We start from the raw sequence: 23350 nt of genomic DNA on the forward strand, positions 1-23350 counted from the left end.
ACAGGTACAGAAGGGGCGTAAGGGCAATGAAGGGCACTGTTGGTGAGCTGGGCGAGTTCGGGCTCATCAGGGAGCTCACCTCCCGTCTCACCACCACCCCGGCGGTCCGGGTCGGCCCCGGCGACGACGCCGCGGTGGTCGCCGCGCCCGACCGGCGCGTCGTGGCCAGCACCGACATCCTCCTGGAGGGACGGCACTTCCGCCGTGACTGGTCCACCGCCTACGACGTGGGACGCAAGGCCGCCGCACAGAACCTCGCGGACATCGCCGCCATGGGCGCCGTACCGACCGCGCTGCTGCTCGGTCTCGTCGTCCCGGCCGAACTCCCGGTGACCTGGCCGGTCGAGCTGATGGACGGCCTGCGCGACGAGTGCCAGGTCGCGGGCGCGTCCGTGGTGGGCGGCGACGTCGTGCGCGGCGACACGATCATGGTGTCGATCACCGCGCTCGGCGACCTGCGCAACAACGAGCCGGTGACACGAGGGGGCGCGCAGCCCGGCGACCTCGTCGCGGTGACCGGCTGGCTGGGCTGGTCCGCGGCCGGCTACGCGGTGCTCTCCCGCGGTTTCCGCTCGCCGCGCGCCTTCGTGGAGGCGCACCGGCGCCCCGAGCCGCCGTACCACGCGGGACCGGCCGCCGCGGGGCTCGGAGCGACCGCGATGTGCGACGTGAGCGACGGGCTGATCGCCGACCTTGGGCACATCGCCGAGGCCAGCAAGGTCCGCATCGACATCCGTTCCGGCGCGATCGACATCCCCTCGCAGATGAACGACATCGGGCAGGCCGTCGGCGTCGACCCCATGCAGTGGGTGCTCACCGGGGGAGAGGACCACGCGATCGTGGCGACGTTCCCGCCGGACGTGAAGCTGCCGGCCCGCTGGAAGGTCATCGGCGAGGTGCTCAACCCGTCGGCGCTGCCTCAGGTGACGGTCGACGGGGCGCCGTGGACCAAGAAGGGCGGCTGGGACCACTTCGGGGACATCGAGTCATGAGCCTTCCGAGGGTGCTGACCGTGGCGGGCTCCGACTCCGGTGGGGGCGCGGGCATTCAGGCCGACCTGAAGACGATGCTCGCGCTCGGCGTGCACGGCATGAGTGTCGTGACAGCGGTCACCGCGCAGAACTCCCTCGGTGTGCAGGGGGCTTGGGAACTGCCGGTGGAGGCGGTGCGGGCGCAGTACCGCAGCGTGGTCGACGACATCGGCGTCCAGGCGGTGAAGACGGGGATGCTGGCCTCGGCGGCACTCGTGGAGCTGGTCGCCGAGTTGATCGGCGGGACGGACGCGCCCGCCGTCGTCGACCCGGTGGGCGTGTCCAAGCACGGGGACCCACTGCTGGCGGCCTCTGCGCTCGATTCCGTACGGACGAAGCTCCTGCCGGTCGCGACCGTGGCGACGCCGAACCTCGACGAGGTGGCGCAACTGACGGGTGTGCACGTCGACTCGGAGGCTCGGATGCGCGGGGCCGCGGCGGCCGTGCTGTCGTACGGGCCTCGGTGGGTGGTGATCAAGGGAGGCCATCTGCCGGGCGAGGCCGTGGATCTGCTCACCGACGGTTCCGAGGAGCACTGGCTGCGAGCACCGAGGTACGACAACCGGCACACGCACGGCACGGGGTGCACCCTCGCGTCGGCGATCGCGTCGGGACTCGCGAAGGGGCAGTCCGTGCCGGAGGCCGTGGCGGCGGCGAAGGAGTACGTCACCGGGGCGATCGCGGCCGGGTTCCCGCTGGGGGGCGGGGTCGGGCCGGTGGATCACGGGTGGCGGTTCCGGGCGGGCTCGTAGCTGTGCGGGCTCGTAGCTGTGCGGGCACGTAGCTGTGCGGGCACGTAGCTGTGCGGGCACGTAGCTGTGCGGGCACGGCAAAAAGCCGGTCCACACGAGGTGGACCGGCTCTGTGCAGCGAACCAGCAGTGGCCGCGCGCTAGCTGAGCGTCAGCGCGAGACCTTGCCGGCCTTGATGCACGAGGTGCAAGCGTTCACGCGCTTCGGCGTCCCGCCCACCACGGTACGTACACGCTGGATGTTCGGGTTCCAGCGGCGGGACGTACGGCGGTGCGAGTGCGAGATGTTGTTGCCGAAGCCCGGCCCCTTGCCGCAGACGTCGCAGTTGGCAGCCACGGGTCACTCCAAAGACTTCAGATGCACTTACGGTTGATCCCGGCAGGCCGGGATCGAGATCGTAGGATCAGAGATCTGAGTGGCGTTGCCAGGGGGAGAGCCCGATCGGATCGGGCAACCGGAGCAGCATACAACGACTGCGCCCGTAGAACGAAACTACCATGGCAGCTCAGGGGCCTGCTCCCGGCCCTCCTCCGGCGGACACCGGCCCGAGGTCTACGCTGCGTCCCACGTCCAGCAGCTCAGGGAGGCGCAGGTGGCGCAGGTGCCGCAGACATTCTTCGATGCTCTCGCGGTGCGTACCTGGTGCGGTCTCGCGCTGGACGCGCTGGGGCGGGCGCGCGAGGAGATCGACGCGATCAACGTCTATCCCGTGGCCGACGGGGACACCGGCACGAACCTGTATCTGACCGTGGAGTCGGCCGTCGCGGCCGTCGAGGCTGTGTTCGCGGGGCACGCGATGGGGTCCATTAGCGCCGGTGCGGGCCCTGGGACGGGTGCGGGTCTGGGGGCTGCGGACGGGCCGTCGCTGGCCGACGCCGTGCGGGCGCTGGCCCATGGGGCGCTCATCGGGGCGCGGGGCAACTCCGGGACGATCCTCGCGCAGCTGCTGCGGGGCATGGCACAGGTGCTCGCCGCCGACGGCGAGAGGGCTCACACCGACGGGCGGGGCCTCGGGCTCGCCCTCAGGCACGCGGCCGACTCCGCCCGCCAGGCCGTGGCCCATCCCGTCGAGGGCACGGTCCTCACCGTCGCCTCGGCCGCCGCCGACGCGGCCGGCGGAGCCGAGGGCGACTGCGCGTCGGTGGCCCGGGCGGCCTACGAGGGGGCGCGTGCGGCCCTCGCCGCGACCCCGGGCCAGCTGGCGGTCCTGGAGCGCGCGGGGGTGGTCGACGCCGGCGGGCGGGGGCTGGTGGCGGTCCTCGGTGCGTTGGTGGAGACCTTCACGGGGGAGGCGCAGGGCGGGGCTGTGGAGCCGGTTTCCGGGGTGCACGCGCGCGTGGAGCACACGGAGGGACGCGACGACGATCAGGTGTCCCACTCGCGCGTGGCCGCCGGTTCGGACGACGTGGGCGAGTGCGCGGACGGGGTCCCGGCGGAGGGCGGGCCCGCCTTCGAGGTGATCTACCTCCTGGAGGCCGACGACGGGGCCGTGGCGCGGCTGCGGGAACGGCTCGACGCCCTCGGGGACTCGCTGGTGGTGGTCGGCGGCGACGGCCTGTGGAACGTCCATGTGCACGTCGACGACGCGGGCGCCGCCGTGGAGGCGGGTGTCGAGGCCGGGCGGCCGTACCGGATCCGGATCACGCACTTCGGGCTCGGTGATGTGCACACCACCGGCGCCGAGCGGCCGCCCCGGGAGCGGGCCCAGCGCGCCGTCGTGGCCGTCGTGCCCGGCGAGGGCCTGGCCGGGCTCTACGGCGAGGAAGGCGCGACCACCGTGCTCGCGCGCCCCGGGGAGCCGCCCGCGAGCGGGGAGCTCGTGGAGGCCGTACGGCGGGCCCACGCGCGCGAGGTGGTGCTGCTGCCCAACGACGCGGACCTGCGGCACACCGCGGCCGCGGCGGCCGAGCAGGCCCGGGCGGAGGGCATCCGCGTGGCTCTGATCCCGACGCGCTCCGCGGTCCAGGGGATCGCCGCGCTCGCCGTGCACGCGCCGGAGCGGCGCTTCGACGAGGACGTCGTGACGATGACCTCGGCGGCCGGCGCCACCCGCTACGCCGAGGTCGTCGTCGCGGAACGCCAGTCCTGGACCATGGCCGGCATCTGCCAGGCCGGAGACGTCCTCGGTCTCATCGACGGCGACGTGGCCGTGATCGGCTCGGACGTCACCGCCGCCGCTGAAACGGTTCTCGACCGGATGCTCGCGGCCGGCGGCGAACTGGTGACCCTCGTCCTGGGCGACGAGGCCCCCGAGTCCGTCGCCGACCACCTCGAGGCACGCGTGCGGGAGTCGTATCTCGCCGTCGACACGGTGGTGTACCGGGGCGGGCGGCAAGGGGCGCTGCTGCTCATCGGGGTCGAGTAGACCCGGACAGCCCCGGAAATGGACTCGGGCGCCGTCAGCCTTCCTGCTCCTCCTGCTGCTCCTCCATGAGCTGGAGCATCTGCTCGGCCTCGGTCCGCCGGGACTGTGCCGTCTCGTCGTCGGTGTCCCCGTCGCCGTAGGCCGCCAGCACCGCACGCGCGCGTGCCGCCGCACGGGCGGCGTCTCCCAGGTCGGCCTCCAGCCAGCCCGCGGCGAGTTCGGCGCCGGTGCGGCTGTGCCGGGCCTCGTCCCCGAGGGAGCCGAAGACCGAGATCGCCTCATCCATCTGGGACAGCGCCTCCGCGAGCGTCGCCCGGATGGCGCCGTCGTCGGCGTCCTCGGCACTGGAGCGGGCGAGCAGGTCGCCGAACTGCCGGTGGGTGTGGCCGAGCTCGGCGACGAGCCGCTGCCGCGTGTCCTCGTCGTCCGCCGCGCTCAACGCCGCCACACACTCCCGGACGGCGCTCGCCATCAACTCCCGCGCGCTGGTCGCTCCGCCTTGCCAGGGCAAGCCGTCCTGCGCGCTGTCCGGCCCGGTTCTCGTGCCGGGCGAGTCCTGTGCGCCGACTGCGCCGACTGCGCCGACCGACCCGGCCGATCCCTCTTCCGTGCTGAGCGCGAACGAATCGCCGTCCGTTCCGCTCTCCGTGCTGCCCGCCGTGCCGAGCCCGTCCCGTTCGCGGTCGCTGCCCGGGCCGCCCTCCGCGCGAGGGACGCCCCGCGCGCCCTCCACGCCGCCTTCCGTAGCCGGTGCCTCGTCCACCCCGTCCTCCACCCGCAGCGCCAGCCACGCGCGGGCGCGCAAGGCGCGGACGAGGCCGTGGGTGTTGCCGAGTCCGTGCCAGAGGGCGCCCGCGCGCGCGTAGGCGCGGTCCGCCTCGGCGGGCAGGCCCGCGTGGGCGAGGGATTCCGCGGCGAGGTGGGCGAGGGTGGCGTGGTCGTGCTGTTCGGGCCAGTGCCGGGCGATCTCGGCGGCCTGGAGGCGCCGTTCGGCCGCCGCGCGGTGCTCGCCGAGCTCGCTCAGACAGTCCCCGAGCCACCACTGCGTCTGGACGATCGCGCCGTCGCCGTGCGTCTGCGCGCTCAGGTCGGGCAGCGCCGACTCCAGCACCTCGGCCGCCTCGGCCCACCGCCCCTGCCGCAGCAGGAACCCGCCGAGCTGTTGCCGGGCCCAGGCGCCGAGCGTGGAACCCTCCCCGGCCTCGTCGGCCCAGTGCGCCGCCTCCAGGGCGTGCTCGGCCGCCTCCTGAGCCAGCCCCCGGCCGCCGACGACCTCGGCGAGCTGGAGGTGCAGCTGGGCCCGTCCGATGGCCTCCAGGTAAGGACCGCCGTGTTCCAGGGCCGCCCGCAGCGCCCGCTCGGCCTCCGCCGTGTCGCCGAGGTGGTGCGCGAGTCCGGCCAGCCGTGCCTCGTACTCCACCGCGAACCACGGCAGCCCCGCGCCGACGAACGCCCCCGCGGCCCGCGCGAACAACTCCGCGGCCGCCTCCACATCCCCCGTGAGCGTCGCCAGCTCCGCCCGAATCGCCTGCGCCTCGGCGGCCCGCGAGGCGAGCCGTACGTCGTCCCCGGTGTGCCCGTCGACGAGGGCCAGCACCTCCCGGGCGGCTGCCTCGGCGTCGGCCAGGGCCGGACCGACCGAGGCGCCGTCGGCCCCCGGGGAACCGTCGGCCTCATGCACCCGCCGCATCAGGATCCGCGCCCGCCCCATCAGCACGGACGCGGTCTGCCGTACGCCGGTGCCGCCCTCCGCGTACAGCGCGAGGACCTCGTCGTACGGCTCGGCGACCGCCGCGAGCGCCTCGTCCACCCGGCCCGTGAGGGCGCGTACGTAGGCCGCACGCGCGCGTGCCGCCAGCGCTTCCCCGGGGTCGCCCGCCTCCGCGTACAGCCCGGCGGCGCGCTCGAACAGCTCGGCCCCCTCGGGCCCCAGGTCCATCGCCTTGTGCTCGGCGATCTCCGCGCGGTCGCGCGCGTCCAGTTCGACGCCCCGGGCGGCCCGGGAGACGGCCGCCCACGCCTCCACGGCGTTCGGCCGCAGGGTGTCCGACAGCCGCCGCGCCTCGGCCAACAGCGCGGCCAGATCGGGCTCCTCGGTGGCCACGGCCACCGGTGGCGGTGTCACCGCGGGCGCGGCGGCCGACCGCGCCGAGCGCACCCCCAGCGGCAGCCGCTCCACCAACGGCCGCTGCGCCATACGCGCGCGTGCCCGCTCGCTCACGTGCGCCGTGCCGTTGCGCGTGTCGAAGCGGGCGGCCAGCGCGAGGGCCTCCCCGCGCGCGTGGGCGGCGAGTTCCCGCGCGGTCCATGCCCGGCCGGCCGGCCCCGGCACCCGCTGGTCACCCAGCCCGAGCTCGGTCAGGCGGTCCATGAGCAGCGCGACCACGGCCATGAAATCCAGCTTGCTGCGCGGATGCCCGCCGTCCGTGAAGTACGCCGGCCGCTCCGCGAGCAGCTCCAGACCGCGCGCCTCGTTGCCCGTCAGCACGCAGAACTCCACATGGTCCGCGTAGGCGCCGCGCATGCTCTCCATGGCCCGCACGAGCCGGAAGCCGCGCAGATGGTGGGCGCGCGCCTCGTCCTCGCGGCCCAGCCGCAGCAGGGGTGCCAGGGACGACGCGAGCACCGTGTGCGGCTCGTGGGCGCACGTGAACTCGCCCTCCAGGACCGGCCCCCACAGCCGCAGCGCCTCCTCGTCCCGGCCGCGCTCCGCCTGCCACCAGCCCTGGCCGTGCAGCTCGCAGGCGTGACAGTCGGCCATGCCGTCCCGGTCGGCGGCCAGCCACGCGGTGTACGCCCGCTCGGCCCGCGCGACGTCCCCGATGTGCGCCGCCACGCTGAACTCGGCGCTGCGCACCGCCCGTTCGGAGTGCCCTGCGAGCCGGTAGCGGTGCTCCATCTCGCCGAGCCACTTCTCGATGGAGGCGAGCGGGATGTGCGGCTGGTCGAGCATGCCGGACGACATCCACTTGAAGACCCAGTGCAGCGAGTGCGTCTCGTACTCGTCGAAGTCCTCGGGCCGCTCGTCCCACATGCGCAGCAGGCGCGCGAAGGGGACGAACATCTTGTCCTTCTCGGAGCTGTAGTTGTAGACCTTCAGCTGGTGTCCGAGGGCCTCGATCACCGCCAGCGGGATGTTCAGCTTCTCGGCCTCGGCGAGCAGCTGCTCCGCGCGCGTGTTGCGGGCGGGTCCCTCCGGCTGCTCGGCGTTCTCCGCCATCGCCCGGCGCAGGGCGTCGAAGTCCGTGATCTCACCCATCAGTGACCGCCTCCCGCGGAGTCGGAGTCGGAACCTCCGTGCGTGGCCCATTCCAGGAGGCCGATGAACGCCCGGTTCAGCAGCGCCGAATCGGCGGGCCTGAGCGGCCGTTGCGCCATCAGCAGCGCCTGCCCGTACAGGGACTCCGTGGCGGTGCCGATCAGCTCCGGATCGCGCAGCGAACTGATGCGCCGGATCAGCGGGTTGAGGTGGTTGAGCACCAGACGCGCGCGCGGGGCGCTGCCCCGCAGGGAGCCGAGGATGCCCGCCCACAGGTCGTCGGCCTGCTCCTCGGCCTCCGCCCGGGCCTGCTCGTGCCGGGCCGCCCGGTCGTCCAGGTGCAGCGCGGGCACGGACAGGGGATGGAAGGCGCGCAGTACGACGTCACAGCCCAGTGGGTCGAGTTTCGCCCGCGCGGCCGCCAGGAAGCCGGACAGGGCCAGCTCCTCGGCCGGATCGACCGCGTCGAGATGGGCGGTCACGGTGTCGGTGTCCAGCTCCGCGACCACCGTGCCCGGTCGCACCGACGGCAGCGCCTCGATCAGCTCGCTGTCGTACGTGTAACCGCCGTTGATGACGCCGACGCCCTGCGCGGACGCGATCGGTGCGACCTGCCGGTACTCCTCGACCGTCCGCGTGAAGTGCACCACCGGGTGGCGCTGTGCGAACTCCTCCAGGGACAGCCGCCCGTCGGTCGTCTCGAAGGGCAGCCACGGCAGCATCGTGCGCAGCATCTCGTTGTCGTGCCGCGCCAGGGACTTCACGCCCAGGTGGTGCACGGACAAGAAGGCCGCGAGCCGTTCCGGATCACCGGCCGCCAGGCCCGTCAGCCAGGACCGAATCCTTTCGCCCAGCGTCTCCCGTACGGCGGCCAGCGTCTCGTCCTCGTACAGCGACTCGCGAGAGGCCGTGGGCCGCAGACTGTCGGTGTCCAGGACGCAGCGCACGAAGAACGCCCAGTCGGGCAGCAGCTGTTCGGCCCGCTCGGTCAGCAGCATGCCCTTGAGGTGCACGCGATGACTCGCGTGCTGGGCCGGGCTGACCGCCGACGGCAGGACGTACGCCACCCCGCGGATCCCGGCCAGCGGCACGTCCAGGTCGATCGCGTCCAGCGGCGTGAAACCGAACAGTTCGTGACAGTGCCGCGCCAGGGCCACCCTCCGGGTGGCGGGGCTCGGATACGGCCGGTCCCAGGGCGCGGGCAGATCGGTGACCGCCTCCTCGCCCACCCGCACGTCGTACGGCAGCAGCGAGCCGAAGTCCCGCGCCAGCGTGAGGACACGCTGCGGCGCGAGCCACTCCCGGGCCCCGGCCCGTGCCACCAGGTGCACGGTGGTGCCCGGTTCGGGACGGGCCTCGTCCGGCAGCGTCCGCACGGTGTACGAGCCGTCGTCGCTCGCCGTCCACTCCACGGGCGGGGCACCCGGCGTACGCGCGCTGCGGCTGACCACCCGGATCCGCTCGGCGACCACGAAGCAGGCGAGCAGCCCGATGCCGAACTGCCCGAGGAAGTCGGAGCGGGCCTCCTGCAACCCGTCGGCACGCTTGGAACTGCGCCCGATCGTCGCCAACAGGTTGTGCACGTCCGCCTCGGTGAGCCCCACACCCGTGTCCTCGACACGCAGGGTCTCGCCCTCCGCGTACAGCCGCACGCGGGCCGGGGCGTCGGGCTGCTCGGCCCGCCGGGCGGTGATCGCGTCCACCGCGTTCTGCAACAGCTCGCGCAGGTAGACCTTGGGACTGGAGTAGAGGTGGTGGGAGAGCAGGTCCACCAGACCGCGCAGGTCGACCTGGAACGTATGAGGTGACTGGGGTGATTGGGATGCCTGGGATGACTGTGAGGTCTGGGAGTCCATCATCACAGCGCCGGTGGGGGGACGACGACGGCGCGGGGTCGGGCGGTCCGTGTGAGGCGGAGACCGCGAAGGATGGCCGGAGCGCGCCATCCTAAAGCCCGAACGAGCCGCCTGACCAGGGGTTTCCCGGACGTATACGGCCATTGTCAGTGACGTGGTGTGGAATGGATCTCGTGCCCGCACTGGAAGAACCACTGAAAAAGGTGCTCGGCCCCGCCACCGCGAAGGTGATGGCCGAGCATCTCGGCCTGCACACCGTCGGCGACCTCCTGCACCACTACCCGCGCAGATACGAGGAGCGCGGACAGCTCACCCACCTCGCCGACCTCCCCCTGGACGAGCACGTCACGGTGGTCGCCCAGGTCGCCGACGCCCGCCTGCACACCTTCGCCTCGGCCAAGGCGCCCCGCGGCAAGGGCCAGCGCCTGGAAGTCACGATCACGGACGGCAGCGGCCGCCTCCAACTCGTCTTCTTCGGCCACGGCGTTCACAAGCCCCACAAGGAGCTCCTGCCGGGCACGCGCGCGATGTTCGCGGGCAAGGTCTCCGTCTTCAACCGCCGTCTGCAACTGGCGCATCCGGCATACGAGTTGCTGCGCGGCGATTCCGAGGAAGCCGTCGACACCTGGGCCGGCGCGCTCATCCCGATCTACCCCGCGACCGCCAAGCTGGAGTCCTGGAAGATCGGCAAGGCGATCCAGACGGTGCTGCCCAGCGCCCAGGAAGCCGTCGACCCGCTCCCGGACTCGCTCCGCGAGGGCCGCGCCCTGGTCTCCCTCCCCGAGGCCCTGCTGAAGATCCACCGCCCGCACACCAAGGCTGACGTCGCCGGCGCCCGCGACCGCCTCAAGTGGGACGAGGCCTTCGTCCTCCAGATCGCCCTCGCCCGCCGCCGCCACGCCGACGCCCAACTCCCGGCGGTCCCCCGCAAACCCAAGCCGGACGGCCTCCTCACGGCCTTCGACGACCGCCTCCCGTTCACCCTCACCGAGGGCCAGCAGCGGGTCTCCAAGGAGATCTTCGACGACCTGGCGACGGAGCATCCGATGCACCGGTTGCTGCAGGGAGAGGTCGGTAGTGGAAAGACAATGGTGGCCCTCCGCGCCATGCTCGCCACGGTCGACGCCGGCGGCCAGGCCGCCATGCTCGCGCCCACTGAGGTGCTCGCCCAGCAGCATCACCGGTCGATCGTCGAGATGATGGGCGAGCTGGCCGAGGGCGGGATGCTGGGCGGGGCCGAGCAGGCCACCAAGGTGGTGCTGCTCACCGGGTCGATGGGGGTGGCCGCCCGGCGGCAGGCGCTGCTCGACCTGGTGACCGGAGAGGCCGGGATCGTGATCGGCACGCATGCCCTGATCGAGGACAAGGTGCAGTTCCACGACCTCGGGCTGGTCGTCGTCGACGAACAGCACCGCTTCGGCGTCGAGCAGCGCGACGCCCTGCGCGGCAAGGGCAAACAGCCGCCGCACCTGCTGGTCATGACCGCCACACCGATCCCGCGCACGGTCGCCATGACCGTCTTCGGCGACCTGGAGACCTCCGTCCTCGACCAGCTCCCGGCCGGCCGTTCGCCGATCGCCAGCCATGTCGTCCCGGCCGCCGACAAGCCCCACTTCCTGGCCAGGGCCTGGGAACGCGTACGCGAGGAGGTCGAGAACGGCCATCAGGCGTACATCGTCTGCCCGCGCATCGGCGACGAGGACGAGGACCCCAAGGCCGCCAAGAAGAAGCCCCCCGAGGACGAGGCCGAGAAGCGCCCGCCGCTCGCCGTCCTCGACGTGGCCGACCAGCTCGCCAAGGGGCCCCTGCAGAGCCTCAAGGTCGAGGTCCTGCACGGCCGTATGCAGCCCGACGACAAGGACGCGGTCATGCGCCGCTTCGCCGCCGGCGAGACCGACGTCCTGGTCGCCACGACGGTCATCGAGGTCGGCGTCAACGTGCCCAATGCCACGGTGATGGTGATCATGGACGCCGACCGCTTCGGCGTCTCCCAGCTGCACCAGCTGCGCGGCCGGGTGGGCCGTGGCTCGGCGGCCGGCCTGTGCCTGCTGGTCACGGAGATGCCCGAGGCGAGCCCGGCCCGCCAGCGGCTGAACTCCGTGGCCGCCACCCTCGACGGCTTCGAGCTCTCCCGCATCGACCTCGAACAGCGCCGCGAGGGCGATGTCCTCGGCCAGGCCCAGTCCGGCACCCGCTCCTCCCTGCGGATGCTCGCCGTCATCGACGACGAGGAGATCATCGCCGAGGCCCGCGAGGAGGCCGTCCGGATCGTGGCCGCCGACCCGGACCTGGAACACCTGCCCGCCCTGCGCACCGCGCTGGACGCGTTGCTGGACGAGGAGAGGGAGCAGTACCTGGAGAAGGGCTGACAGACTGGGACCGGTACCACCAGCGCACAGACCAGGCCACCACCAGGGCACACACCAGGCCACGACCAGAGCACACCGACAAGGACCGAGGAACGCAAGGACATGACCCGCGTGATCGCCGGCCGGGCCGGTGGACGCCGTCTGGCCGTCCCGCCCGGACACGGGACCCGCCCCACCTCCGACCGCGCGCGCGAGGGCCTGTTCTCCACCTGGCAGTCCCTGCTCGGCGGCCCCCTCGACGGCGAGCGGGTCCTCGACCTGTACGCCGGTTCCGGCGCCGTCGGCCTGGAGGCCCTGTCCCGCGGCGCCGGCCACACCCTGCTCGTCGAGGCCGACGCCCGGGCGGCCCGCACCGTCCGGGAGAACGTGAGGAGCCTGGGCCTGCCCGGCGCCGAGGTCCGCGCGGGCAAGGCCCGGCAGATCATCCAGACGCCGCCGCAGCAGCCGTACGACCTCGCCTTCCTCGACCCTCCGTACGCCGTCTCGGACGACGATCTTCGGGAGATTCTGCTCACACTCCGTACAGAAGGGTGGCTCGCGCCCGACGCCCTCGTCACCGTGGAGCGCAGCACCAGAGGCGGCGAATTCCGCTGGCCGGACGGTTTCGAAGCGATCCGGGCCCGTCGCTACGGCGAGGGAACGTTTTGGTACGGTCGCGCCGCCTCTACGTGCGAAGACGCATGATGACCGGACCGGAGAGCGAGGGAACCCAAGTGCGCCGCGCCGTCTGTCCCGGGTCGTTCGACCCCATCACCAACGGACATCTCGACATCATCGCCCGCGCCTCCCGTCTGTACGACGAGGTCTATGTCGCGGTGATGATCAACAAGGCCAAGAAGGGCCTGTTCGAGATCGAGGAGCGGATCGACCTGATCCGCCAGGTCACCGCCGAGTACGAGAACGTCCGCGTCGAGGCCTTCCACGGCCTCCTCGTCGACTTCTGCAAGGAGCGCGACATCCCGGCCATCGTCAAGGGCCTGCGCGCGGTCAGCGACTTCGACTACGAACTGCAGATGGCCCAGATGAACAACGGCCTCACAGGCGTCGAAACGCTCTTCGTCCCCACCAACCCCACCTACAGCTTCCTCTCCTCCTCCCTGGTCAAGGAGGTCGCGACCTGGGGAGGAGACGTCTCCCACCTGGTGCCGCCGGCGGTCTTCGACGCCCTCGCCCAGCGCCTCAGAAAGGACTGAGCCGGACACCGGGTCCCTGACGGCCCGTCACCCGCTGTCCGACGGCAACCTCATGGCCGTACAGTCGTCCCGTCCGTCTCCAACACAGCTGTAGAGAGTGGCGAGCACAGGTGGACGTGCAGAAGAAGCTCGACGAGATCGTGTCCGCGGTCTCCGGTGCCCGGTCGATGCCCATGTCGGCCTCGTGCGTGGTCAACCGCGCCGAACTGCTCTCGATGCTCGAAGAGGTGCGCCAGGCCCTGCCCGGCTCCCTCGCGCAGGCCCAGGAGCTGATCGGCGGCCGCGAGCAGATGGTCGAGCAGGCCCGCCAGGAGGCCGAGCGGATCATCGAGCAGGCCCACGCCGAGCGGGGCTCGCTGATCTCCGACACCGAGATCGCCCGCCGCTCCCAGGCCGAGGCCGACCGCATCCTCGCCGAGGCCCGCAAGGAGGCGGAGGAGATCCGCGCGGAGGCCGACGACTACGTCGACTCCAAGCTCGCCAACTTCGAGGTCGTCCTCACCAAGACCCTCGGCTCCGTCGGCCGCGGCCGCGAGAAACTCCTCGGCACCGGACCCGGCGTCGACGAGCAGGGCTACGAGGACGACGACGCCCCCGAGCGCAGCCACGACCCGGACACCCTGCGCCGCACCGCCGACGAGTACGTCGACGTCAAGCTGGGCGCCTTCGAGGCGGTCCTGGCCAAGACCCTGGAGGCCGTCGGCCGCGGCCGCCAGAAGCTGCACGGCCGGATCGCCAGTGACGACCTCGGCGCCCTCGCCGACGACCTGTCCACCGTCCAGCACTCCAGCGACGCCGACTACCTGGCCGACCTCACCGCCCTCGCGGAGCAGGACGCGCAGGCACCTCAGGCCGCACCGGCGGAGCAGCAGCCCGTGCCGCCGCCGTACGACCCGCAGACCGTGCAGCCGGCGTACGGCTACCAGCAGCAGACCGCCGACCCCTACGGCTACCAGCAGCAGTACGGCGGCCAGCAGGCCGACCCGTACGGCTACCAGCAGGCCCAGCAGGCCGACCCGTACGCCTACCAGGGCTACGACAGCCAGCAGGGCGCCTACGACCCGCAGCAGTCCCAGCAGGCCCAGCAGCCCCAGCCGGGATACGCCGGGCAGCAGCAGATGCCCGCCCTCGACGAGACCAGCCTCTTCGACACCGGCATGATCAGCGCGGAGCAGTTGCGGGCCTACGAGCAGGGGCGAGGCAACGGCTGACCTCGCCCGCGAGCGGGGCCGCCGACCGGGAGCGCACACCGGATTGGGCCGTGAGCGAAAGGTCCAGTATCCTGGCTCTTCGGTCGCGCGTACGTCCGCGATCAACGCTGCCTGGGAACACCGAAGGGCAGCGCCCCTGAGCTCAGAAGATCGAAAGCAGGAATGGCCCTGAACGCCCGCCTCGACCACCGCAACCCTCTCGTGTTCGACACACACGAGCTGGGTCGGCGGCCTGGTGCGCTGCAGCGCCTGACCCGCGAGATCGACGCTCCCAAGGACTTCGGTATCCAGGGAGTCATCGGAGTGCCGGAAGGCGCCCCGGTGAAGCTCGACCTCCGCCTCGAGTCGGTCATGGAGGGGGTGCTCGTCACAGGCACCGCCCGTGCAGTGGCCGAGGGGGAGTGCGTAAGGTGTCTGGAGCCGCTCGAGCTGGAGCTCGAAGCGGATTTCCAGGAGATGTTCTCGTACCCTGACGCCGACGACCGGGGCCGCCCCAAGGCGGAGCCGGCCGACGACGCCGAGGAAGACGAGGACAGGCTCTTCATCGAGGACGGCCTGTTCGACCTCGAACCCGTGCTGCGCGATGCGGTGGTGCTCGCACTGCCGATGCAGCCGGTGTGCCAGGAAGACTGTCCAGGACTGTGCGCCCAGTGCGGAGCACGCCTTGCGGACGACCCGGACCACCACCACGACGCCGTCGACATCCGTTGGGCGGCACTGCAGGGACTCGCCGGTTCACTCGAAGACGGCGATAAGGACGAGATGAGCGGCGCCGAACCGGGCGTCGACGAGAAGCAGGAGAAGTAGCCGTGGCTGTTCCGAAGCGGAAGATGTCGCGCAGCAACACGCGCCACCGCCGGTCGCAGTGGAAGGCTGCGGTCCCCACCCTGGTTGCGTGCGAGCGCTGCCACGAGCCCAAGCAGCAGCACATCGCGTGCCCGTCTTGCGGCACTTACAACAAGCGCCAGGTCCTCGAGGTCTGAGCGGCTGGTGAGAGGCACAGTGTCCACGCCTAAGAAGAACGCTCCCCGCGAGATCGGGAGCAGCCCGGCGGACAACACGGCCTCGTCCCACACGCTGTTGGAAGGGCGGCTCGGGTACAAGCTCGAGTCCGCCCTTCTGGTGCGTGCGCTGACCCACCGTTCCTACGCATACGAGAACGGCGGCCTGCCCACCAACGAGCGCCTGGAGTTCCTCGGGGACTCCGTGCTCGGCCTCGTGGTCACGGACACGCTGTACCGCACCCACCCCGACCTGCCCGAAGGCCAGCTGGCCAAGCTGCGGGCCGCGGTGGTCAACTCGCGTGCGCTGGCGGAGGTCGGCCGCGGGCTCGACCTGGGCTCCTTCGTCCGGCTCGGCCGGGGTGAAGAGGGCACGGGCGGCCGGGACAAGGCTTCCATCCTCGCCGACACCCTCGAAGCGGTGATCGGCGCGGTCTATCTCGACCAGGGACTGGACTCGGCGGCGGAGCTGGTGCACCGCCTGTTCGACCCGCTGATCGAGAAGTCCTCGAACCTCGGAGCCGGCCTGGACTGGAAGACCAGCCTCCAGGAGCTCACCGCGACAGAGGCGCTCGGCGTGCCCGAGTACCTGGTCACGGAGACCGGCCCCGACCACGAGAAGACCTTCACTGCTGCCGCCCGCGTCGGAGGCGTCTCGTACGGCACCGGCACCGGCCGCAGCAAGAAGGAGGCGGAGCAGCAGGCCGCGGAATCCGCGTGGCGGTCCATCAAGGCCGCGGCGGACGAGCGCGCCAAGCTGGTGGCCGAGAAGGCCGCCCAGGACGGCGAGGACCCCTCGTCGGTCTCCGCCTGACCGACTGACCGAACAAGCGCGTCCGAGCGCCCGCCCCCGGCTTCCGCCCCGGGGCGGGCGCTCGGCTCATACACCGGTTTGTGACGGGGGAGCCCCATGCCCGAGTTGCCCGAGGTCGAGGTCGTACGGCGCGGTCTGGAGCGGTGGGTCGCCCAGCGGACGGTCGCCGAGGCCGAGGTGCTGCACCCGCGGGCGGTGCGCCGCCATCTCGCCGGCGCCGACGACTTCGCCCACCGGCTCAAGGGCCACCGCGTCGGCACGCCCAGCCGGCGCGGCAAGTACCTGTGGCTGCCCCTGGAGGACGCGCACGAGGCGATCCTGGCCCACCTCGGCATGAGCGGCCAGCTCCTGGTCCAGCCGCACGAGGCCCCGGACGAGAAGCACCTCAGGATCCGGGTGAAATTCGCGGACGACCTGGCCACGGAACTACGCTTCGTCGACCAACGCACCTTCGGCGGCCTGTCGTTGCACGACACCACCCCCGACGGCCTGCCCGACGTCATCGCGCACATCGCCCGCGACCCCCTGGACCCGCTCTTCGACGACGAGGCCTTCCACCAGGCCCTGCGCCGCAAGCGCACGACGATCAAACGGGCCCTGCTCGACCAGTCGTTGATCAGCGGTGTCGGCAACATATACGCGGACGAGGCCCTGTGGCGCACCCGCATCCACTACGAGCGCCCGACCGCGAACTTCACACGCCCGCGCACCGCCGAACTCCTGGGCCACATCAGGGACGTGATGAACGAGGCCCTCGCGGTGGGCGGCACCAGCTTCGACAGCCTGTACGTCAACGTCAACGGGGAGTCGGGCTACTTCGACCGGTCGCTGGACGCGTACGGGCGCGAGGGGCTGCCGTGCAAGCGGTGTGCCACGCCGATGCGCCGGCGCGCCTGGATGAACCGGTCCAGCTACTTCTGCCCGAGGTGTCAGCGGGCGCCGCGGGTCACGTCGTAGCGCCGGCGTGCTGCGAGCACGTCGTCCATCCGGCCCTCCACGAACTGGATGAGGCCGATCAGCCGCTCGGCGACCTCGTGGCCGAGCGGCGTCAGTTCGTAGTCCACGCGGGGCGGGTTCGTCGGCTGGGCCTCGCGGTGGACCAGGCCGTCGCGCTCGAGCGCGTGCAACGTCTGGGACAGCATCTTCTCGCTCACGCCGTCGACCCGGCGGCGCAGCTCGTTGAAGCGGAGCGAGCCCTCGTGGAGGGCGCCGAGCGTGAGCGCGCCCCAGCGTCCCGTGACGTGCTCGAGCGTGCCGCGCGAGGGGCATGCCTTGGCGAACACGCTGTACGGGAGGTTCTGGTCCTCCGTGCGCTCGTCCATGGTGTCCATAAGGCAAGCGTACGCGAACACAGCGCTAACCAACAGGTTGCACTAACTATGGGTTAGTGCGCCCGAGGGAGCAGAGGGCTCCTAGTAACCGAAGTCCTGTGTCCACCAAGGGCCGCCCGCCCCCATGTGCACGCCGACGCCCAGCGTCTTGAAGTCGCAGTTCAGGATGTTCGCCTTGTGCCCGGGGCTGTTCATCCAGGCCTCCATCACCGCTGCCGCGTCGGCCTGCCCCCGGGCTATGTTCTCGCCGCCGAGGTCGGTGATCCCGGCCTTCGCGGCCCGGTCCCAGGGGCTCGCCCCGTCCGGGTCGGTGTGGTCGAAGAAGCCGCGTGCGGCCATGTCCTCGCTGAAGTCCTGAGCCAGTTCGGCCAGCGCGCTGTTGGCGGAGACCGGGCTGCAGCCCACCTTGGACCGCTCCTCGTTGACGAGCTTGAGCACCTCGGCCGCGGCCTGGGTCTCCGCGGACACCGCCACGGGGGCGCTGGTCTTCTCCGGCGCCTGCGTGGCCGTACGCGACGGAGTCGTCTTGGGCTTCTCGCTGGGCGTGGGCGTGGTCTTCGGCTTCTGCGACGGCGTCTCGGTCTTCTCGGGCGTCTTGGTCGGCGCGGCCGGCGACGTCGAGGGGGAGGCCGAGGGCGAGGCCGAGCGGTCGGCGTCGCGGCTCGTCGACGCGCCGCCGTCGCGGCTCTCGGCGCTGCCGGAGGTACCGCCCTGCTCGGTCGGGATGCCGCTCGGCGAGTCCACGGCCTGCACGTTGTCGCCGCCGCTGCCGCTGTCCCCGCCGATCTTGTAGTTCTCGAGGCCGGGCACCACGCCGGTGGCGACCGCGACCGTGCCGAGGGCGACCGCCGCCGAGACGCCGAGCAGACCGGTCTTGACCGGCGCGGCCTTCCTCTTCCGGCGGCGGTGCGAGCCCGCGCGGCGGGGGCCGTCGGAGGGTATGTAACCGTCGGACAGGAAGGCCGTGGTGTCGGCGGTCCAGGTGCCACCGTCGTCGTCCGTCGCGAAGAGGTACTCCTGGCTCTTCGTGTACGTGTCGCCGTACGCCTCGGGATTCAGATAGGGGGCGGTCCCCGACGTGGGGTGGTCGCCCGCGGCGGAGTCGTACGAGGCGTACGTGTCGTAGGAGTCGTACGACACGTACGGATCGCGGTGTCCGTGGCCCCCCATGTGGGAGCTGTGCGTCTCTGTGACCCCCGGGGCGCGGCCTGTGGTGGCGGCGCGGCCGGCGGCGGAGCGTCGGTGGCGTCCCATGTCCTGGCCTTCCTCGTCCTCGCGGTCGACGCGTCCCCCCGGTCGACCAAGCTCACAAAACTCACACGATCGAGTGAGTTTCGTATGAGATTCATTGGCAGGGGACGGTACCGCATGGCGGGGGAGGAGGAAGTGTGCCGAGAGACATTGGCCCGTTAGGTTGCAGTCATGAGCGAGGATGTGCGATTGGTCGCCTGGGTGCGTGGACGCGTCCAAGGTGTGGGTTTCCGCTGGTTCACGCGGGCCAAGGCCCTGGAGATCGGCGGCCTGAGTGGTTTTGCTCTCAATTTGGGGGACGGACGGGTCCAGGTGGTCGCCGAGGGGGCGCGCGCGGGCTGTCAGGGGCTCCTGGAGTGGCTCCAGAGTGACGACACGCCCGGCCGCGTGGACGGCGTCACCGAGATCTGGGACACACCTCGCGGGGGGTACGACGGCTTCGCCATCCGTTGAGCCCGTTCTGTAAAGAGGCCCAGGCGGAAGCGGAGGGATCTGCCACTGGCATATGCCCCGAGCAGAAAGGGCCTGGTGGTTGCCAAGAATCGCTTGCCGTGGCAGGCTCCGCACGTAAGGATGATCGTCACGCCCTGAGGGCCCCGCAGGAGTCGCAGCGCCGCCGTTTCCGGCCGCGCGCCACCGGGCTGCCCGCCAATACGGGGCGTGATCGTGTTGACCGTCAAACTTTTTGGTGAGACGCTGAAAGCACCCCGCGCACCTTCGCTGTTTGGCATGGATGACGGCAGTATGAACTCAAAAGTGTCAAGCACCGCGGGTGCGAATCCCTCACGACCCACACCGCTTCGGTCGGTCACTCATTGTGGAGGACCATCCATCATGGCAAAGGCGCTTCTCGGTTACGTCGGCGGCTCCGACCCTCGACTCCTCGCCGAGATGCGACGGCTCCAGCAGCGTGTCCAGGACCTGGAATCCGAGCTTGTACGGATCCAGGCGGAGAAGGACGCGCTGACGGCTGCCGCTTCTCACGACAGGATCATGGAGAGCATCGACGCACACCAGGCGGAGCCTGCGCTCACCTGATCGCTGCATCGCTCCACAACAGCACACGCAGTGGTTGGGCTGCCCGTATCAACCGCTAAGTTGTCAGACAACTGAGACCCAGTTGTCAGAGTTGCAAGGGACGCTTCGGCGTCCCTTCTTTCTTGCCCCCGCGCATCCTTTCACCCTCTTTAACGTTTGGTGTGCCCTGCGCGTTCATGTGTGAAACCGCAGGGTGACCGGGGTTCATAGTGTGAGACACGCCCGGAAGGTAGAGTCCAGCGGCGTGCACCTCAAGGCCCTGACCCTCCGCGGCTTCAAGTCGTTCGCCTCGGCGACCACGCTCCGGTTCGAGCCGGGGATCACGTGTGTCGTGGGGCCGAACGGCTCGGGCAAGTCCAACGTGGTGGACGCGCTCAGCTGGGTCATGGGCGAACAGGGCGCCAAGTCGCTGCGCGGCGGCAAGATGGAGGACGTCATCTTCGCCGGCACCACCGGGCGTCCGCCACTCGGCCGTGCCGAGGTTTCGCTGACCATCGACAACTCGGACGGCGCCCTGCCCATCGAGTACGCCGAGGTCACCATCACGCGGATCATGTTCCGCAACGGCGGCAGCGAGTACCAGATCAACGGCGACACCTGCCGCCTCCTCGACATCCAGGAACTCCTGTCCGACTCCGGTATCGGCCGCGAGATGCACGTCATCGTCGGCCAGGGCCAGCTCGACTCCGTCCTGCACGCCGACCCCATGGGCCGCCGGGCCTTCATCGAGGAGGCGGCCGGCGTCCTCAAGCACCGCAAGCGCAAGGAGAAGGCGCTGCGGAAGCTGGACGCGATGCAGGCCAACCTCGCGCGCGTGCAGGACCTGACGGATGAGCTCAGGAGGCAGCTCAAGCCCCTGGGCCGACAGGCCGCCGTCGCACGAAGGGCCGCCGTCATCCAGGCCGACCTCCGGGACGCCCGCCTGCGCCTGCTCGCCGACGATCTCGTACGGCTGCGGGAGGCGCTGAAGGCCGAGGTCGCGGACGAGGCCGCCCTGAAGGAACGCAAGGAGGCCGCCGAGCTGGAGCTGAAGAAGGCGCTCCAGCGGGAGGCGCTCCTGGAGGACGAGGTACGGCAGCTCACCCCTCGCCTCCAGCGCGCCCAGCAGAGCTGGTACGAGCTTTCCCAGCTGGCCGAGCGGGTGCGCGGCACGATCTCGCTGGCCGACGCGCGCGTGAAGAGCGCCACCTCCGCGCCCCCCGAGGAGCGGCGCGGGCGCGACCCCGAGGACATGGAGCGCGAGGCCGCTCGGATCCGGGAGCAGGAGGCCGAGCTCGAAGCGGCCCTGGAAGCCGCCGAGCGCGCCTTGGAGGACACGGTCGCCCACCGCGCCGACCTGGAACGCGAACTGGCGCTCGAAGAACGGCGCCTGAAGGACGTGGCCCGTGCCATCGCCGACCGCCGCGAGGGGCTCGCCCGGCTGAACGGCCAGGTCAACGCGGCCCGTTCGCGCGCGGCCTCGGCCCAGGCCGAGATCGACCGGCTGGCCGCCGCCCGGGACGAGGCCCAGGAACGGGCTGTGGCCGCGCAGGAGGAGTACGAGGTGCTGAAGGCGGAGGTCGACGGCCTCGACGCCGGCGACGCGGAACTCGCCGAACAGCACGAGGCGGCGAAACAGCAGCTCGCCGAGGAAGAGGCAGCCCTGTCGGCGGCCCGCGAGGCGACCACGGCGGCGGAGCGCAAACGGGCCGCGACCCAGGCCCGCCACGAGGCGCTGGCCATGGGGCTGCGCCGCAAGGACGGCACGGGTGCGCTGCTCGCGGCGAAGGATCGTCTCAGCGGACTGCTCGGCCCGGCCGCCGAGCTGCTGACCGTGACCCCGGGCCACGAGACCGCCCTGGCCACCGCCTTCGGCGCCGCCGCCGACGCCATCGCGGTGACCACCCCGTCCTCGGCCGCCGACGCGATCCGCCTGCTGCGCAAGCAGGACGCGGGGCGGGCGGCGCTGCTGCTGAGCGGCGCCCCCGACGACGTACCGCAGGAGGCGCGGACGGACGGGCCGCCGTATGCCGCCGACCTCGTCCGCGGCCCCGCCGAGCTCATGCCCGCCGTACGACGGCTGCTGCGCGGGATCGTCGTGGTCGGCACCCTCGAGGACGCCGAGGACCTCGTGTACGCGCGGCCCGATCTCACCGCCGTGACCGCCGAGGGCGATCTGCTGGGCGCCTACTTCGCGCAGGGCGGGTCCGCCGGGGCGCCGAGCCTGCTCGAAGTGCAGGCGTCCGTCGACGAGGCGGCCGCCGAGCTCGAAGAGCTGGCCGTGCGGTGCGAGGAGCTCACCGAGGCACAGCACGCGGCCGGGGAGCGGCGCAAGGAGTGTGCCGTTCGGGTCGAGGAGCTGGGGGAGCGGCGTCGGGCCGCCGACCGGGAGAAGTCGGCCGTCGCGCAGCAGCTCGGGCGGCTGTCGGGGCAGGCGCGGGGTGCCGCCGGGGAGGCCGAGCGGTCCGTCGCCGCCGCCGCGCGGGCGCAGGAGGCGCTCGACAAGGCCCTGACCGAGGTCGAGGAACTCGCCGAGCGGCTCACCGTCGCCGAGGAGATGCCGGTCGAGGAGGAGCCCGACACCTCGGTACGGGACCGTCTCGCCGCCGACGGGGCCAACGCCCGGCAGACCGAGATGGAGGCCCGCCTTCAGGTCCGTACGCACGAAGAGCGCGTCAAGGGGCTCGCCGGGCGGGCCGACTCGCTCGACCGGGCCGCCCGCGCGGAACGCGAGGCACGCGCGCGTGCCGAACAGCGCCGGGCCCGGCTGCGCCACGAGGCGGCCGTCGCGGAGGCCGTCGCCTCCGGCGCGCGGCAGCTGCTCGCGCACGTCGAGGTGTCGCTCGGCCGTGCGGAGGAGGAACGGTCCGCCGCCGAGGCCGCCAAGGCGCGGCGCGAGCAGGAGCTGACCGTCGCCCGGGGCGCGGGGCGCGATCTCAAGGCGGAGCTCGACAAGTTGACGGATTCGGTCCACCGGGGTGAGGTACTCGGCGCCGAGAAGCGGCTGCGGATCGAGCAGCTGGAGACCAAGGCGCTGGAGGAACTCGGTGTCGAACCGGCGGGGCTCGTGGCCGAGTACGGCCCGCACCAGCTGGTGCCGCCCTCGCCCCCCGCCGAGGGCGAAGAGCTGCCGGAGGACCCCGAGCACCCGCGCAACCAGCCGAAGCAGTTCCACCGGGCCGAGCAGGAGAAGCGGCTCAAGGCGGCCGAGCGGGCGTACCAGCAGCTCGGCAAGGTCAACCCGCTGGCGCTGGAGGAGTTCGCCGCGCTGGAGGAACGCCACCAGTTCCTCAGCGAGCAACTGGAGGACCTCAAGAAGACCCGGGCCGACCTCCTCCAGGTCGTCAAGGAGGTCGACGAACGAGTCGAGCAGGTCTTCACCGAGGCCTACCGGGACACCGCCCGGGAGTTCGAGGGCGTCTTCAGCCGGCTCTTCCCGGGCGGTGACGGGCGCTTGATCCTGACCGATCCCGACAACATGCTCACCACGGGTGTCGATGTCGAAGCGCGTCCGCCGGGCAAGAAGGTCAAGCGGCTGTCGCTGCTCTCGGGCGGCGAGCGCTCGCTGACCGCCGTCGCGCTCCTGGTGTCGATCTTCAAGGCGCGCCCCAGCCCGTTCTACGTCATGGACGAGGTCGAGGCGGCGCTCGACGACACCAACCTCCAGCGGCTGATCCGCATCATGCAGGAGCTGCAGGAGGCCTCCCAGCTGATCGTGATCACGCACCAGAAGCGGACGATGGAGGTCGCCGACGCGTTGTACGGCGTCTCCATGCAGGGCGACGGGGTGTCGAAGGTCATCAGCCAGCGGCTTCGCTAACTTCCTTCAAGAAGTGAACGCAAGCGGCACGATGCTGCCTCAAAACTCACACCAATTGTCCTCTTGACTTCGAAACCTGA

The 23350-nt window shown here is 71.6% G+C and carries 19 protein-coding genes; 14 read left to right on the top strand and 5 right to left on the bottom strand.

Going from position 1 to position 23350, the window contains the following annotated elements; translation table 11 throughout:
- The first annotated feature begins 26 nt into the window (after nucleotides 1–26).
- The gene (locus Q4V64_RS37605; protein ID WP_124438962.1) at nucleotides 27–992 is read left to right on the top strand and encodes a thiamine-phosphate kinase; all 966 of its coding nucleotides are present in this window, start codon (nucleotides 27–29) and stop codon (nucleotides 990–992) included.
- On the top strand, nucleotides 989–1783 hold the full coding sequence (gene thiD, locus Q4V64_RS37610; RefSeq protein WP_124438961.1) for a bifunctional hydroxymethylpyrimidine kinase/phosphomethylpyrimidine kinase: 795 nt from the start codon (nucleotides 989–991) through the stop codon (nucleotides 1781–1783). The genes Q4V64_RS37605 and thiD overlap by 4 nt, the downstream gene beginning before the upstream one ends.
- Before the next feature lie 150 nt (nucleotides 1784–1933).
- On the opposite strand, the gene rpmB is transcribed toward thiD, so the two are convergent.
- Nucleotides 1934–2119, bottom strand: coding sequence for a 50S ribosomal protein L28 (rpmB, locus tag Q4V64_RS37615; RefSeq protein WP_003993230.1), 186 nt, complete (start codon nucleotides 2117–2119; stop codon nucleotides 1934–1936).
- Between the two features lie 256 nt (nucleotides 2120–2375).
- Here rpmB and Q4V64_RS37620 point away from each other — a divergent pair, with 256 nt between their 5' ends.
- Nucleotides 2376–4148, top strand: coding sequence for a DAK2 domain-containing protein (locus tag Q4V64_RS37620; RefSeq protein WP_124438960.1), 1773 nt, complete (start codon nucleotides 2376–2378; stop codon nucleotides 4146–4148).
- A 34-nt stretch (nucleotides 4149–4182) separates the two neighbouring features.
- On the opposite strand, the gene Q4V64_RS37625 is transcribed toward Q4V64_RS37620, so the two are convergent.
- Complete coding sequence (locus Q4V64_RS37625; protein WP_124438959.1) at nucleotides 4183–7407, bottom strand: tetratricopeptide repeat protein; 3225 nt, start codon at nucleotides 7405–7407, stop codon at nucleotides 4183–4185.
- Complete coding sequence (locus Q4V64_RS37630; RefSeq protein ID WP_124439100.1) at nucleotides 7407–9263, bottom strand: HSP90 family protein; 1857 nt, start codon at nucleotides 9261–9263, stop codon at nucleotides 7407–7409. The genes Q4V64_RS37625 and Q4V64_RS37630 overlap by 1 nt, the downstream gene beginning before the upstream one ends.
- Nucleotides 9264–9427: 164 nt before the next feature.
- On the opposite strand from Q4V64_RS37630, the gene recG reads away from it, so the two are divergent.
- The 8 genes from recG to mutM all read left to right on the top strand — a co-directional run bounded on the left by recG (nucleotide 9428) and on the right by mutM (nucleotide 16808).
- Complete coding sequence (gene recG / locus Q4V64_RS37635; RefSeq protein ID WP_124438958.1) at nucleotides 9428–11632, top strand: ATP-dependent DNA helicase RecG; 2205 nt, start codon at nucleotides 9428–9430, stop codon at nucleotides 11630–11632.
- A 102-nt stretch (nucleotides 11633–11734) separates the two neighbouring features.
- Nucleotides 11735–12316: a 16S rRNA (guanine(966)-N(2))-methyltransferase RsmD gene (gene rsmD / locus Q4V64_RS37640; RefSeq protein ID WP_124438957.1), complete on the top strand. Its 582-nt coding sequence runs from the start codon at nucleotides 11735–11737 to the stop codon at nucleotides 12314–12316.
- A 29-nt stretch (nucleotides 12317–12345) separates the two neighbouring features.
- Complete coding sequence (gene coaD / locus Q4V64_RS37645; protein WP_216377578.1) at nucleotides 12346–12825, top strand: pantetheine-phosphate adenylyltransferase; 480 nt, start codon at nucleotides 12346–12348, stop codon at nucleotides 12823–12825.
- Between the two features lie 110 nt (nucleotides 12826–12935).
- Nucleotides 12936–14036: an ATP synthase F0 subunit B gene (locus Q4V64_RS37650; RefSeq protein ID WP_124438956.1), complete on the top strand. Its 1101-nt coding sequence runs from the start codon at nucleotides 12936–12938 to the stop codon at nucleotides 14034–14036.
- 162 nt (nucleotides 14037–14198) lie between these two features.
- Nucleotides 14199–14843, top strand: a complete 645-nt coding sequence (locus Q4V64_RS37655) for a YceD family protein (protein WP_124438955.1) — start codon at nucleotides 14199–14201, stop codon at nucleotides 14841–14843.
- A 2-nt stretch (nucleotides 14844–14845) separates the two neighbouring features.
- Nucleotides 14846–15019, top strand: a complete 174-nt coding sequence (gene rpmF, locus Q4V64_RS37660; RefSeq protein WP_003951102.1) for a 50S ribosomal protein L32 — start codon at nucleotides 14846–14848, stop codon at nucleotides 15017–15019.
- Nucleotides 15020–15038: 19 nt separating this feature from the next.
- The gene (rnc, locus tag Q4V64_RS37665; protein WP_172629104.1) at nucleotides 15039–15851 is read left to right on the top strand and encodes a ribonuclease III; all 813 of its coding nucleotides are present in this window, start codon (nucleotides 15039–15041) and stop codon (nucleotides 15849–15851) included.
- Between the two features lie 96 nt (nucleotides 15852–15947).
- Entirely contained in the window at nucleotides 15948–16808 is an 861-nt protein-coding gene (gene mutM, locus Q4V64_RS37670; RefSeq protein ID WP_124438953.1) for a bifunctional DNA-formamidopyrimidine glycosylase/DNA-(apurinic or apyrimidinic site) lyase, read from the top strand.
- On the opposite strand, the gene Q4V64_RS37675 is transcribed toward mutM, so the two are convergent.
- The gene (locus tag Q4V64_RS37675; RefSeq protein ID WP_124438952.1) at nucleotides 16781–17182 is read right to left on the bottom strand and encodes a helix-turn-helix domain-containing protein; all 402 of its coding nucleotides are present in this window, start codon (nucleotides 17180–17182) and stop codon (nucleotides 16781–16783) included. The genes mutM and Q4V64_RS37675 overlap by 28 nt on opposite strands.
- Before the next feature lie 81 nt (nucleotides 17183–17263).
- Complete coding sequence (locus Q4V64_RS37680) at nucleotides 17264–18436, bottom strand: CAP domain-containing protein (protein ID WP_124438951.1); 1173 nt, start codon at nucleotides 18434–18436, stop codon at nucleotides 17264–17266.
- Nucleotides 18437–18604: 168 nt separating this feature from the next.
- On the opposite strand from Q4V64_RS37680, the gene Q4V64_RS37685 reads away from it, so the two are divergent.
- The 3 genes from Q4V64_RS37685 to smc all read left to right on the top strand — a co-directional run bounded on the left by Q4V64_RS37685 (nucleotide 18605) and on the right by smc (nucleotide 23270).
- The gene (locus Q4V64_RS37685; RefSeq protein WP_124438950.1) at nucleotides 18605–18886 is read left to right on the top strand and encodes an acylphosphatase; all 282 of its coding nucleotides are present in this window, start codon (nucleotides 18605–18607) and stop codon (nucleotides 18884–18886) included.
- Between the two features lie 381 nt (nucleotides 18887–19267).
- Nucleotides 19268–19471 carry a hypothetical protein gene (locus Q4V64_RS37690; RefSeq protein WP_124438949.1) on the top strand — a complete coding sequence of 68 codons (204 nt, stop codon included), beginning with the start codon at nucleotides 19268–19270 and terminating at the stop codon, nucleotides 19469–19471.
- 244 nt (nucleotides 19472–19715) lie between these two features.
- Complete coding sequence (smc, locus tag Q4V64_RS37695; protein ID WP_124438948.1) at nucleotides 19716–23270, top strand: chromosome segregation protein SMC; 3555 nt, start codon at nucleotides 19716–19718, stop codon at nucleotides 23268–23270.
- Nucleotides 23271–23350: the final 80 nt, after the last annotated feature.

Source organism: Streptomyces sp. NL15-2K (assembly GCF_030551255.1).
In the GTDB taxonomy this organism is placed as follows: Bacteria; Actinomycetota; Actinomycetes; order Streptomycetales; family Streptomycetaceae; genus Streptomyces.

Coding starts and splice junctions, on each gene's coding strand:
- Q4V64_RS37625 (WP_124438959.1), bottom strand. CDS start 7,407: ATGGGTGAGATCACGGACTTCGACGCCCTGCGCCGGGCGATGGCGGAG.
- Q4V64_RS37605 (WP_124438962.1), top strand. CDS start 27: ATGAAGGGCACTGTTGGTGAGCTGGGCGAGTTCGGGCTCATCAGGGAG.
- thiD (WP_124438961.1), top strand. CDS start 989: ATGAGCCTTCCGAGGGTGCTGACCGTGGCGGGCTCCGACTCCGGTGGG.
- Q4V64_RS37655 (WP_124438955.1), top strand. CDS start 14,199: ATGGCCCTGAACGCCCGCCTCGACCACCGCAACCCTCTCGTGTTCGAC.
- Q4V64_RS37685 (WP_124438950.1), top strand. CDS start 18,605: ATGAGCGAGGATGTGCGATTGGTCGCCTGGGTGCGTGGACGCGTCCAA.
- rsmD (WP_124438957.1), top strand. CDS start 11,735: ATGACCCGCGTGATCGCCGGCCGGGCCGGTGGACGCCGTCTGGCCGTC.
- Q4V64_RS37690 (WP_124438949.1), top strand. CDS start 19,268: ATGGCAAAGGCGCTTCTCGGTTACGTCGGCGGCTCCGACCCTCGACTC.
- Q4V64_RS37675 (WP_124438952.1), bottom strand. CDS start 17,182: ATGGACACCATGGACGAGCGCACGGAGGACCAGAACCTCCCGTACAGC.
- mutM (WP_124438953.1), top strand. CDS start 15,948: ATGCCCGAGTTGCCCGAGGTCGAGGTCGTACGGCGCGGTCTGGAGCGG.
- recG (WP_124438958.1), top strand. CDS start 9,428: ATGGATCTCGTGCCCGCACTGGAAGAACCACTGAAAAAGGTGCTCGGC.
- Q4V64_RS37680 (WP_124438951.1), bottom strand. CDS start 18,436: ATGGGACGCCACCGACGCTCCGCCGCCGGCCGCGCCGCCACCACAGGC.
- Q4V64_RS37630 (WP_124439100.1), bottom strand. CDS start 9,263: ATGGACTCCCAGACCTCACAGTCATCCCAGGCATCCCAATCACCCCAG.